This is a genomic window from Acinetobacter ursingii DSM 16037 = CIP 107286, from assembly GCF_000368825.1.
Classification (GTDB): domain Bacteria; phylum Pseudomonadota; class Gammaproteobacteria; order Pseudomonadales; family Moraxellaceae; genus Acinetobacter; species Acinetobacter ursingii.
Genome location: NZ_KB849711.1, coordinates 161,889 through 174,394, shown reverse-complemented (window position 1 = coordinate 174,394; position 12,506 = coordinate 161,889). Strand labels below are relative to the sequence as shown.

The 12,506-nt window shown below is 40.8% G+C and carries 13 protein-coding genes; 7 read left to right on the top strand and 6 right to left on the bottom strand.

All coding sequences use genetic code 11. The annotated features are described in order from the left end of the window. Positions 1-3 precede the first annotated feature (3 nt). Both F944_RS01800 and F944_RS01795 read right to left on the bottom strand, forming a co-directional pair. Positions 4-1,176: a GGDEF domain-containing protein gene (locus F944_RS01800; protein WP_004985904.1), complete on the bottom strand. Its 1,173-nt coding sequence runs from the start codon at positions 1,174-1,176 to the stop codon at positions 4-6. A 303-nt stretch (positions 1,177-1,479) separates the two neighbouring features. Further along, on the bottom strand, positions 1,480-2,391 hold the full coding sequence (locus F944_RS01795; RefSeq protein ID WP_026039892.1) for an alpha/beta hydrolase: 912 nt from the start codon (positions 2,389-2,391) through the stop codon (positions 1,480-1,482). Between the two features lie 156 nt (positions 2,392-2,547). Here F944_RS01795 and F944_RS01790 point away from each other — a divergent pair, with 156 nt between their 5' ends. Continuing rightward, positions 2,548-2,985: a DUF2147 domain-containing protein gene (locus F944_RS01790; protein ID WP_004985898.1), complete on the top strand. Its 438-nt coding sequence runs from the start codon at positions 2,548-2,550 to the stop codon at positions 2,983-2,985. 63 nt (positions 2,986-3,048) lie between these two features. Here F944_RS01790 and F944_RS01785 read toward each other — a convergent pair whose 3' ends face one another. Next, a complete protein-coding gene (locus F944_RS01785; RefSeq protein WP_010588674.1) occupies positions 3,049-3,402 on the bottom strand; it encodes an arsenate reductase in 354 nt (117 codons plus the stop codon). A gap of 465 nt (positions 3,403-3,867) precedes the next feature. Beyond that, a complete protein-coding gene (locus tag F944_RS01780; RefSeq protein ID WP_004985895.1) occupies positions 3,868-4,689 on the bottom strand; it encodes an exodeoxyribonuclease III in 822 nt (273 codons plus the stop codon). Between the two features lie 38 nt (positions 4,690-4,727). On the opposite strand from F944_RS01780, the gene pyrE reads away from it, so the two are divergent. Next, a complete protein-coding gene (pyrE, locus tag F944_RS01775; protein WP_004985893.1) occupies positions 4,728-5,378 on the top strand; it encodes an orotate phosphoribosyltransferase in 651 nt (216 codons plus the stop codon). Positions 5,379-5,509: 131 nt separating this feature from the next. Here the strand turns inward: pyrE and F944_RS01770 are convergent, their stop codons facing one another. Together F944_RS01770 and F944_RS01765 are read right to left on the bottom strand one after the other, a co-directional pair. Further along, positions 5,510-5,743: a hypothetical protein gene (locus F944_RS01770; protein WP_004985891.1), complete on the bottom strand. Its 234-nt coding sequence runs from the start codon at positions 5,741-5,743 to the stop codon at positions 5,510-5,512. A 104-nt stretch (positions 5,744-5,847) separates the two neighbouring features. Next, positions 5,848-6,063, bottom strand: coding sequence for a cold-shock protein (locus F944_RS01765; RefSeq protein WP_004985890.1), 216 nt, complete (start codon positions 6,061-6,063; stop codon positions 5,848-5,850). Between the two features lie 797 nt (positions 6,064-6,860). On the opposite strand from F944_RS01765, the gene gshB reads away from it, so the two are divergent. The 5 genes from gshB to F944_RS01735 all read left to right on the top strand — a co-directional run bounded on the left by gshB (position 6,861) and on the right by F944_RS01735 (position 12,444). Beyond that, positions 6,861-7,799 carry a glutathione synthase gene (gene gshB, locus F944_RS01760; RefSeq protein WP_004985886.1) on the top strand — a complete coding sequence of 313 codons (939 nt, stop codon included), beginning with the start codon at positions 6,861-6,863 and terminating at the stop codon, positions 7,797-7,799. Positions 7,800-8,046: 247 nt separating this feature from the next. Then, on the top strand, positions 8,047-9,144 hold the full coding sequence (gene murG / locus F944_RS01750; protein WP_004985882.1) for an undecaprenyldiphospho-muramoylpentapeptide beta-N-acetylglucosaminyltransferase: 1,098 nt from the start codon (positions 8,047-8,049) through the stop codon (positions 9,142-9,144). Positions 9,145-9,157: 13 nt separating this feature from the next. After that, a complete protein-coding gene (murC, locus tag F944_RS01745; RefSeq protein WP_004985875.1) occupies positions 9,158-10,606 on the top strand; it encodes a UDP-N-acetylmuramate--L-alanine ligase in 1,449 nt (482 codons plus the stop codon). A gap of 50 nt (positions 10,607-10,656) precedes the next feature. Further along, positions 10,657-11,586: a D-alanine--D-alanine ligase gene (locus F944_RS01740; RefSeq protein ID WP_004985873.1), complete on the top strand. Its 930-nt coding sequence runs from the start codon at positions 10,657-10,659 to the stop codon at positions 11,584-11,586. Between the two features lie 3 nt (positions 11,587-11,589). Continuing rightward, positions 11,590-12,444: a cell division protein FtsQ/DivIB gene (locus tag F944_RS01735; RefSeq protein WP_004985872.1), complete on the top strand. Its 855-nt coding sequence runs from the start codon at positions 11,590-11,592 to the stop codon at positions 12,442-12,444. Positions 12,445-12,506 lie beyond the last annotated feature (62 nt).

Sequence of the window (12,506 nt, the reverse complement as noted above, 5' to 3'; positions counted from 1 at the left end):
TGTTTAGCTGATCTGTTGGGGTAAATCAAAAAAGCATTGTACCTGATTACGCCCTGTCGCTTTGACTGCATATAACGCCTGATCTGCTTGTTTTAAAATCTCTTTTGGGTCGGCGTTGAACTGAGACATGGCGATGCCGAAGCTTGCACTGATACGAATTTCGCTTTGGTCTTTCAGGCGAATCGATAATTTTTGAATCGCGACTCGGCAACGTTCTGCAACACTTTGTACTTGTGCTAAAGGCGTATTGGGCAGCAATAAAATGAATTCCTCTCCGCCGAAGCGTCCAATATAATCCTGATGCCGTAAATGACTCGATAGACAATTGGCAACTTTGACCAATACCTCGTCGCCGATGTGATGACCGTGACGGTCATTCACCTGTTTAAAATGATCAAGATCGAGCAGAATAACAGCATAGCAGGATTTCGAGTCGAGTAAGTTCTGATGCAATGTTTGCAGGCAAAGATTGATACTGCGCCGATTGAGTACACAGGTTAACGGATCAATTTGGCTGAGACGTTCAATATACTCTTCACGATTACGCCATTGGGTGAGTAAAATTTCAAATAACAACAAACATGTCAGAAACACTGGAGCACTAAAAAATAACATGGTATTGACCCAGAAAGGCTGGATAAATATAGACTCCCCAGAAGACACGACATGGAAAAGTGGTGCATAGGGGATCAAACCCTGACTCGATAAATAGGTACAGCCGAACAACATAATACTTGCAGGAATCATTGCCACATAAATTAGACGGCGCTGAAAAAGAACCAAACCTACCCCAACAATACTCACATAACCAATCATGGTTGCAGGACTGAGTGTTCCGACTAAATAACTCGCATGGCACAAGCTTAAGGTAAACAGACCAATACTTAACCATGGGATGAACCGTTGCACCCAATTCCGATCACGGTAATAAAGGGTGGGAAAAAGCAGAAGTACAAACAGAGCCAATCCAATCACATCAACCCAAAAGCTGATGTTGAACAATGACATGTTGATCATGAACCAGTATTGGGGCTGCAAAAGAATATAAATTTTCCAGATAATCCAGGTGAGGTGCATGCCACATGCCAAGATTAAAATCAGGCTACATTTTTGCACAGTCGACCAGTTCATGACGACATTATCTTCAAAAACAGCTTTGATCAGTCGTTGTTTCATTTGCATATACCTTTGGCAATATCATCGAAAAATGAAGTGCCGTGTTAAAGTCGTTAAAATTTTAATTATTGTGATGTTTTGGGTGTATCTTCGATTTTGTATTTTAAGATAACATACTTAGATCTGTATGAAAATTGATCTTTATCTAAAAAAATTGATAAAATTCATATTGATATTTTATTGTTCATGTATTTTATGGCGACTTATATTATGTTAATTTTGATCATTTGGTTGAAATAATAAGATCTTAAAAAGTACATTTCATTGAATAAAACGACCTTATTCAATGAAATGTTTTACACATTAATCTTTGTCTAATTGATGGGCGAATTCAGAAATATCCGTTAGAGCGTGCTTGGCTTGATCAAACCAAGCACTAAACATTTGAAAATTATGCCACATCCCTGTGTAGAGCTTAAATTCTACATCTACCCCTGCTTGTTTTGCCTGATCGCGAAAACGCTTGGCATCATCCAGTAAAATTTCCTTAGAACCTACTTGTACCAATGTCGGTGGTAATCCTGATAAATCATCAAATAATGGAGAAACTTGGGGATTGTCGGTCGCAATACGATTACCGAGATAATAATCAATACCTGCTTCTAATGCTTCAATCGAGAGTAGAGCATCATGTTTTCGATTAAAACGTAATGACTCGCTGCTCAGGGTCAAATCCAAAAATGGCGACATTAAAATCAAACCACTAGGCTGTTCATCCTGATTTTCTTTCAGGCGTAAACAAAGTGCCAAAGCCAGATTGGCGCCACAGGAGTCGCCGGACAGAATAATATCTTTGGCTTGGATACCTTGATCCAATAACAACTGATAAATATCATACAGTGCGTCTAAAGCATCGGGAAAGCCACTTTCAGGTGCAAGAGGATAATCCACATGGATCACCTGCATTTGAGTACGAGCGGCGATATCCGTCATAAAAGCGCGATGTGTGTTTAAACTACCTAAAAAAAACGCGCCACCATGAATATGAAAAATAAGTTGAGTAGAAGACGATTGCGGTTTGATTTCCTCTGCTTTGATTCCTGCCAAACGAATCGGACGGATATGTACTTCTTTATTGACTGGAAAAATTCGACAGAGTTGGTCTAATGCTGTTCTGGTCGTACTGGGCGGTAAACTGAACTGGCTTGGGGTGCGAATGACTGTTTTTAAAAAAGCTTCGGTAATATATTGTTTCCACATGGTATTTATCTTCATCATTTTTTCATAGTTGAGGTCTAATTCTAAAAATCGTGCGAAATTAACTAAACAAGTTACAAGGCTACACTAATTAGTCACAGACAAAAATTGCAATATTGTTGTGAGTTTTGAATACTAAAGAGGTCAATAAAGACTTAGGGATACTAAACAAAAATGAAAAAATTTGCATTGGCAATTGGATTACTTGGTGCGACAGTTTTGGCAAATGCTGCTGATCCATTGAATGGTACGGTTTGGAAGACGATTGATGATCAAACGAAACAGCCAAAAGCGATTGTGAAATTCACTGAGCAAAAAAATGGCACGTTGTCTGCGACGATTCAAAATGTATTAACCCCAGGTGAAGAAAATTCTTGTACCAAGTGTGAAGGTCCATACAAGAACAAATCACTTAAAGGCGTCACCATTGTACATAACCTGAAAAATACAGGCGGTACAAGCTATGATGGTGGATCAATTCTTGATCCTAAAACCGGTAAAACCTATAAGCTCAAAGGTGAGTTGGCTGAAGGTGGTAAAAAACTGAATATTCGTGGTTATATCGGCATTTCAGCGCTTGGTCGTAATCAGACTTGGATCCGTGCTAACTGATCCAATCTTCGCTACATGATTTAAAATAGCCGAATTAAGATTCGGCTATTTTTTTTTCAGTTTTTAAGACGTGGCAAGTTGTTGATAAGCGCTTTCATCAAAACCGACCAGATAACCTGTAGAGGTTTGCAAAACAGGACGTTTAATCAAGCTTGGATGGGCAATTAATGTCTCAATCAAATTCGCTTCACTGCTAAGCGCAACTTGTTGTTCATCGGCAGATAACTTGCGCCATGTCGTACCTTTTTTATTCAAGAGGGTGTCTGCACCAATTTTTTCCAGCCAGACCTTAAGTGTTTCGGCGTCAATACCTTGCTTTTTATAATCATGAAATTCATAACTTAAGCCTTTTTCATTCAGTGCATCAAAGGCTTTTTTCATGGAGTTGCAATTTTTGATTCCATAAATTTTGAACATATACTTGAACTATATCAATGACAATGCGTCATAGCCTACCCAAAAAACACACAAAGCTCTAGTCTGTGTTGAAGCTGGTCAATATTGAAGATAACAATATCAGAAAATGTGAAAACCCAAAGACTTGTAAAATAGAACCAATGTCATCATATTGACATATGTTTTGGCTATGATGGTGATCAAAGAATTAAGAAAAAATATAAATAATGCATTGGATGCAAAAAAGAGAAAACCCGCATTTAATCATCCTGATCATGCGGGTCTCAGTCCAACGTCCATTGTCACATCCCTGAATAACCAAACTAGGTTATATTTTCCTTCCTACGGCGTCCTATCCTTTTGTCATCCTGACATGTCCCTGTGCCGTGCAGCTATAATGCGCTTAAACGGCTGTAAGAAAAATATACAATTTCCACAACAATTGTAGGTAATAACCATTAATTGAGTGTACAAGTGTACTTATTTTTAGCCGATTTTATAGTCAATAATCACAGGTGCATGGTCGCTAAACCATTGTTCTTTATATACCCAAGCATTGACTGTGCGTTCTTTCCAGTCAGGTGAGCAGGCATGATAATCAATACGCCACCCGACGTTTTTAGCACGGGCTTGCCCGCGATTTGACCACCAAGAGTACAGTTCTGCTTCTTGACGGACTTCACGGAATGTATCGACATAACCTAAATCATCATAGATATGATCGAGCCATGCACGTTCATGGGGTAAACAGCCAGAGGATTTTTGATTGCCTGACCAGTTTTTAATATCGATGCGTTTATGCACGATGTTATAGTCACCACAGACAATGATCGATTTATTCTCAGTACGCCATTGTTTTAAAATATGGGCATATTGCTCTAAAAACACATCTTTACGTGCCTGAGCTTCATCACCAGAAGAACCCGATGGCAAATAGAGTGAGCAGATATAGGCTGATTGATCGAGTCCTAAATCAAATTCAGCAGCAATAAAACGCCCTTGTGAGTCAGCCAGTTCAAACCCTAATCCATCCTGCACAGATTTAAATGGAATACGGCTATAAATTGCGGTGCCTGCATAGCCTGCACGTTCGGCAGGAAACAGGTGGGTGTACCAACCCTCTGGTTTAAATTTGTCAGTCCACTGTGCGTGGGTAATGCGACTCTCTTGCATACACACCACGTCTGCCTCAGACTGTTCGAGCCATTCAAGTAGCCCTTTGGTCACAGATGAACGTAAGCCATTTACGTTAATTGAAACCACACGTAGAATTTTTACATCACTTGGATAGCGATCCTTTGGTATCATGCGCAAGTTTGACCTCAATTGATGAATCTGGAGCACCTATGACAACGCCATCGTCTTTTAACCCGCAAGCCTTTATTGAACTCGCGTTATCACGCGGTGTGCTTAAATTTGGTGAGTTTACCCTAAAATCAGGACGTGTCAGTCCGTATTTTTTTAACGCAGGTTTGTTAAACGATGGTGAAGCATTGTCGCTATTGGCTCAAGGCTATGCCGATAAACTTGTACAATGTCAAAATGTCGATGTGATTTTTGGCCCTGCGTACAAAGGGATTCCATTTGTGGCGGCAACGGCTGTGGCATTGTCTCAAGTGCATGCTAAAAGCGTACCATGGGGTTTTAACCGTAAAGAAGCCAAAGACCATGGTGAAGGTGGTGTGTTGGTCGGTGCTGCGGTGGCGGGTCAAAAAGTCTGGATCATTGATGATGTGATCACGGCAGGGACTGCAATTCGTGAAGTGGTGACTATTTTAAAAAATGCGGGCGCAACCATTGCAGGGGTTTTGGTCGCTTTAGACCGTCAGGAACGAGGGCAAGGTGATTTGTCTGCGATTCAAGAAGTACAAAAAGAATTAGAAATCCCTGTACATGCTTTGATTACCATGAGAGATTTGATGGACTTTTTGGATGCCAAAGGCGAAAAAGAGGCTTTGGCAAATATGGAAGATTATCGTGTGAAGTATGGCATCTAATTTTTGGATGCTGGTGGGAGGAAGCGAGGGCTTCCTTTTTTATTGAGTTTAGTTCATGAATTTTGGTTAACAATGATTGAAAAATGATGAAATCAAAATGGTAAAAACTTATTGATTGATGTTTATTAATTTTATCTGTAAGAAACTTTCTGGTCTAATTTAAATAATTGATTTGGAGAGGTGTAAAAGGTACGACCATCCAAATTTAAATCAACTTCGATACCAGATTCTAGCAAAACTCTTTTACCGACTTCAATTTGTTTAAAACCTTGACGTGTATTTTGCATTTTATTGAGGGGAATTAATGAAACAATAATTTCAGTGCCATTTTTAGATTTTGCAATTAAATTATTTATTTTTAACAATTGATATCCTTTTTTAGAGATTTTTAATTTTGAAAATAGAAGTTAAAGTAATAAAAAATACGTATAAGTACTTTTTATTACTTTACTATGAAGCTATAAATATTTTAGATAGCCACAATATTTACAGCAGTCGGTCCTTTTTGACCTTGAGCTATACTGAATTCAACTTGCTGACCTTCAACTAAGGTTTTAAAACCTGAACTGGCGATTTCGCTGAAATGGGCAAAAACGTCTGGACCTGATTCTTGTTGAATAAAACCAAAACCTTTAGTTTCGTTAAACCACTTCACAGTACCTTTAACAATAGCTGAGTTTGACATAATATATCCTACTAATTTAAAAAAAATTGAGTCGTTTTATTGACCGATTATAACTTCGAAATAATAAAGAATGAGACTTAAAATCTAAACAACGAAGGATTATGACTAAAACTGCGATACTTAAGGAAGATCTACCGAAACAAGACTTTTTTTCTAGTTAAGCTGACTATACACTAAAAATAGAAATAATCAAGTTTTTAAATATATATATTTATTTTTTTTATAAATAATCAATTTTTTATAAAAAATAATTTAATTCAATACTATGTTTTTATTTTAAAGGGTGATTTCTACTCAACCCATTTAAACTGCTCAAATGATTTTTTTAATTCAGTGAATCAGTCCATCTTTCATCAGTGCCTTTTATTTCTCTTTATAGGAGAAAATAAATAGGGTTTAAACAATAATAAAAGAAGTCTAATGCAAGGGTATGTTTATTAAATCGCAGTTGTTTTGATTTTGCTTTCGTCAAGTCATTGTTTGGTAATGTCTAATTTAGCAATATTGAATTTAAGGCAACGCTTCTATTTATATTATAGTCCATCGGTGACGAACTCCGCATATAAGTCCCAAATAGACATATCAGATTTCTCCAAAATAAAATGCCCAGTTTTAGAAGATGCATTTTGCAGTTGCTGCTACCCATAGTGTGATCTGTTGATGCCTATGTTGGATAAAGTGCTCGTCTTATTTCCAGTATGCACTAAAGCATGCTCTACTTATTCACTCAAATACTAAACGTCACGCGCAAAGCTCGTTTATAATCAGTCCAATTGAAAATAAAGAGTGAGCTGGTGATGCGTGTACTTGTCGTGATGGACCCAATTGAAACAGTGAATCTCAAGAAAGATTCTACGATGGCCATGTTATGGGCAGCCAGCCGTCGCGGACATGAATTGGGCTATGCATTACAGCACGATTTATATATCGATCAAGGCAAAGCCTTTGGTCTAATCTCACCACTTCAAGTATTTGAAGATTACAACCATTATTACGAATTAGGTGAGAAGCTCAAAGAATCATTGGCTGATTACGATGTGGTCTTAATGCGTAAAGACCCACCATTCGACATGAACTTTGTGTATACCACTTATATTTTAGAACAAGCAGAACGTGAAGGCGCATGGATTATTAATAAACCGCAATCCTTGCGCGACTGTAACGAAAAGCTATTTGCTACGCAGTTTCCAGAGTTACAAGTACCCACTTTGGTCACGTCTCAACAAAGCCTGATTCGTGAATTTATCAAAACACATGGTGATGTGATTGTAAAACCGCTGGATGGCATGGGCGGTATGGGCATTTTTCGTTTGTACCAAGATGGTGTGAATATTGGTTCGACACTGGAAATGTTGACCGAAATGGGCACACGTCCCATCGTGGCGCAGCGTTATATTCCAGAAATCGTCGATGGCGATAAACGCATCTTGATGGTCAATGGCGAACCGATTTCATATTGCTTGGCACGTATTCCTCAAAATGGTGAAGTGCGCGGGAACTTGGCAGCAGGCGGTTTGGGTGAAGCACGCCCACTCACTGAAAATGACAAAATGATTGCTGCCAAAGTCGGACCATTCCTACGTGAAAAGGGCTTGGTATTTGTCGGGTTAGATGTGATTGGCAATTATGTCACTGAAATTAATGTCACCAGTCCAACCTGTATCCGTGAGATTGATGCGCAATATGGCACATCGATTGCAGATACCTTATTTGATGTGCTAGAAACAGGTTGTTAATCCCCCAAAATCAAGATGATATTCGACATCAGCTTTCGAATATCATCCATGCTGTCCTAAAAAATTCATCAATTTATATTTATTCTCATTTGCCACATCCTCAAAATGAAAATAAGGCAAAAAAGCAGCGCTTTATGTTGCAAACACGTGAAATTTGCTTTCCGTTCTGCTTGCTTTAGGATTAAAATGGATCGCTAAAATAATAGATGTGATTTCCCTATTTTCTTTTGAGTTGAAGAATTACACCGTGACCGATTCACCACAGCACACACCTAAACATGTCATGATGATGGCGGCCGGTACGGGCGGTCATGTATTTCCTGCATTGGCCGTGGCCAAAGAACTACAACAACAAGGTTGTCAGGTTTCTTGGCTCGCCACACCAGCAGGCATGGAAAACCGATTACTCAAAGATCAAAATATTCCGCTTTATCAAATTGATATCCAAGGTGTACGCGGTAATGGTGCTGTACGCAAATTATTGGCTCCGTTTAAAATTTTAAAAGCTACCTTGAGCGCGATGCGCTATATGAAACAACTCAAAATCGATGCAGTCGCAGGCTTTGGCGGTTATGTGGCCGGGCCAGGTGGTTTGGCAGCGCGTATTTTGGGGATTCCTATCTTGATCCATGAGCAAAATGCCGTGGCTGGTTTTACCAATTCACAACTATCGCGTATTGCCAGCAAAGTCTGTGAGGCCTTTGCAAACACTTTTACTGCCAGTGAAAAAGTGGTCACCACGGGCAATCCAGTACGTAAAGAAATTGCAGAAATCCTCAGCCCAAAATGGCGTTATGACATCCGAGCGCAAGACAATCAGCCCTTAAATATTCTCATTGTGGGTGGGTCATTGGGTGCGCAAGCCTTAAATGAACGGTTGCCAGAAGCCTTAAAAAAATTAGATATGCCGCTGAATGTGTTTCATCAATGTGGTCAAAAACAGCTCGATGAAACCACAGCACGTTATGCGAATGCACCCGCACATTTAACTGCGAAGGTCATGCCGTTTATTGAAGATATGGCAAAAGCCTATAGTGAAGCAGATTTAATCATTTGCCGTGCAGGGGCTTTGACCGTGACTGAGGTCGCGACCGCAGGTGTGGCGGCTGTTTTTGTACCGCTGCCGATAGCTGTAGATGATCACCAGACTGCCAATGCTAAATTTCTGGCAGATATTGGCGCGGCAAAGATTTGCCAACAATCTGCCATGACCCCAGAATATTTACATACTCTTTTGAGTGGATTGATGAATCGTCAGTTATTGTCTGAAATGGCAGTCAAGGCGCGTCAACACGCTCAACCTCAAGCGACTCAAACCGTCGCTGATCTTATTCAAGCTTTATAATTTCGAGTTCGCTATGTCACCATCAACACCAGCTGATCAAGCTAAAAAACTGATTAAAGTCCCTGAAATGCGCCGCATCAAACACATTCATTTTGTGGGCATTGGGGGTGCGGGCATGTGTGGCATCGCCGAAGTACTCAAAAATCAGGGCTATAAAGTTTCGGGTTCGGATATTAAAGCCTCAAATACCACAGCCCAGTTAGAAGAGAAGGGTATTAAGGTTTATATCGGACATACGGCGGATAATATTCAAAATGCCAATGTCTTAGTGGTGTCGACCGCAATTGATCCTGAAAATCCAGAAGTGAAAGCGGCCATAGAAAGCCGAACTCCTGTAGTACGTCGCGCTGAAATGCTTGGTGAATTGATGCGTTATCGTCATGGTATTGCGGTTGCAGGTACACACGGTAAAACCACAACCACCAGTTTACTGACGACGATGTTGGCTGAAGAAAATCTTGATCCGACTTATGTCATTGGCGGTTTGCTGAATCGTACAGGGGTGAATGCAGCTTTAGGTGCAAGTCGTTTTATTGTGGCTGAAGCTGATGAGTCAGATGCTTCATTTTTATATCTAGAGCCAATGGCAGCAATTGTCACCAATATCGATGCCGACCATATGGACACTTATGGTGGCAGTTTCGACACGCTAAAAGATACTTTTGTGCAGTTTTTGCATAAATTGCCGTTTTATGGTTTGGCTGTGGTCTGTGGTGATGATGCTAATATTCAGGAAATTTTGCCGCGTATTGGTCGTCCAGTCTTGACCTATGGTTTTGGTGAAGATAATGATATTCGTGCGGTTGAGGTCGAGCAGGATGGTATGCGCTCACATTTTACCGTGCTTCGTAAAGACCGTGAGCCATTACGTTTAACGATTAATCAGCCGGGTTTACACAATGTCTTAAATGCGCTTGCGGCGATTGGTGTAGCAACCGATGAAGGTGTATCGGATGCTGCCATTAGTCGTGCGCTAGAAGGCTTTAGTGGCGTGGGACGTCGTTTTCAGGTTCAGGGTGAATTTGAGTTGGGCGAAGGTAATGTCAAATTGGTGGATGATTATGGACATCATCCTAAAGAAGTGGAAGCGACCATTAAAGCCGCGCGTCAAAGTCATCCAGATCGCCGTTTGGTGATGATGTTCCAGCCGCATCGTTTTAGTCGTACCCGTGACTGTTTTGATGATTTTGTTGATGTGTTATCGCAAGTGGATCAACTGTTATTGCTCGAAGTTTATCCTGCGGGCGAAAAACCAATTGTTGGTGCAGATAGCCGCTCACTGGCACGGAGTATTCGTTTACGCGGTGAAGTTGAACCGATTTTGGTTGATCCCGTAGAAGGCAACCTGCAAAACGTGATACAAAAAGTGTTACAACCGAATGACTTGTTATTAACACAGGGTGCAGGTAACGTGGGAGCAATTTCAGTCGAACTGGCTCAGCATCATTTGTATTTAAAATAATGCAGTTCACCCTTTTCAATATTGTGCTTTAAAAGTTTAAGGATATAAACGTGTCAAATGCTTCAAAATTCGGCAAAGTTGCCGTGTTGTTCGGTGGGAAATCGGCTGAACGTGAGGTCTCTTTAGATAGTGGCAACGCGGTACTTGAAGCCTTGTTACGTTCAGGTGTACAAGCAGAAGCATTTGACCCTAAACATCGTAGTGTCACTGAGTTAGTGAATTATGATCGCGCTTTCATCGTGTTGCATGGTCGTGGCGGTGAAGATGGTCAAATTCAGGGAACACTGGAATGGTTAGATGTGCCCTATACTGGCACAGGCGTTCAGGGTTCAGCCATTGGCATGGATAAAATCAAAACCAAGCAAATCTGGCAAGGGACTGATTTACCGACAGCCCCGTATCGCATTATCAGCAAAGACTCCAATATTGATGAGATTGTAGATAGCTTGGGATTACCGGTAATTATCAAGCCAGTCCATGAAGGGTCAAGTATTGGTATGAGCAAGGTCGAGAAGAAAGAAGACTTTGCGCAGGCGATTGCCAAAGCCACTGAACATGATGCGATTGTGATGGCAGAAAAGTGGATTACGGGGTGTGAATACACCATTGTGGTGTTAAATGGTGAGGCGTTACCTGTGATTCGTCTGGAACCTCCAAAAGATGTGGCATTTTACGATTACGATGCCAAATACCAACGCAATGATGTGCAATATGGTATTCCATCAGGCCTTAGCGAATCAGACGAAAAGCAACTGCAACAACTCACCTTACGTGCCTTTCAGGCGGTAGGTGCAAGTGGTTGGGGGCGTGTTGATGCTATGCAGGATGAACAAGGGAATTTCTGGTTATTAGAAATTAATACTGTGCCGGGAATGACCAGTCACTCATTGGTGCCTAAAGCCGCCAAAGCGGTGGGGGTTGGGTTTGATGAGTTATGTGTTGCGATTTTAGAACAAACGCTTCAAGGTACGGCTCACTAACTTATGGCTCAACTTCCAGCATCCATGCGCCGTCGTCGTGCGGCCATTACTTCCATCCACGAAAAACCGCCTTCGCCTAAGCAAAAGTTAGTCAATGCGGGTGGGTGGTTATTGTTGCTGGTCGCATTTGTGGTGCTCGGTTTAGGTATCTTTGGCTTGTATAAAGTTATTACCGATGCGCGAATTGCTGAATTAAGTATCGTCGGTACTCACTCGACAACAGAACAACAACAACTCATTCAACACATTCAGCCTATTGTTAAAGATAATTACTTTACTTCGGATCTTGAGCAAGTCCGAGATAAAGCGCTTGAGATTTCATGGGTAGATCGTGTGGTTGTATCACGTGCTTGGCCCAATAGTATTCGAGTCCGTGTATTGCCACGTCATGCGATTGCGCGTTGGGGCACTGGACGATTGTTGAGTGATGGCGGGGATGTGTTTAGCGAAGCAGATCCACAAAATCATCCAAATTTGCCGATGTTGCATGGTCCGCTCAGTCAATCCAAAGCCATGATGCGTCGTTATAACGAAATTAACCAGTTATTTCATCCGGTCAATCTAAGGTTAAAAGAGTTATATTTAACTGAACGAATGACTTGGTTTATGCAGTTTGATTCAGGTTTAAGGGTCATTGTGGATCAGGATCAAACCATGAGTAAGTTGCAGCGCCTGAGTCATCTTGCGCAAACTGACCTAAAACCCGTATGGCCTAAAATCTCTGCCATTGATTTGCGATACCGAAATGGATTATCACTACAATGGAAGAACGCTATACCACCCAAAATTGTCAATGGTCAGTTTGTTGTAACCAATGATGACACAAATGTTGCAGGTGGAATAACCACGAAGCCATAATATGTGGTTTTAAAATAACAGGCATTTTTGCCCATACTAAACAACGAACAAGTGGTAGTGAG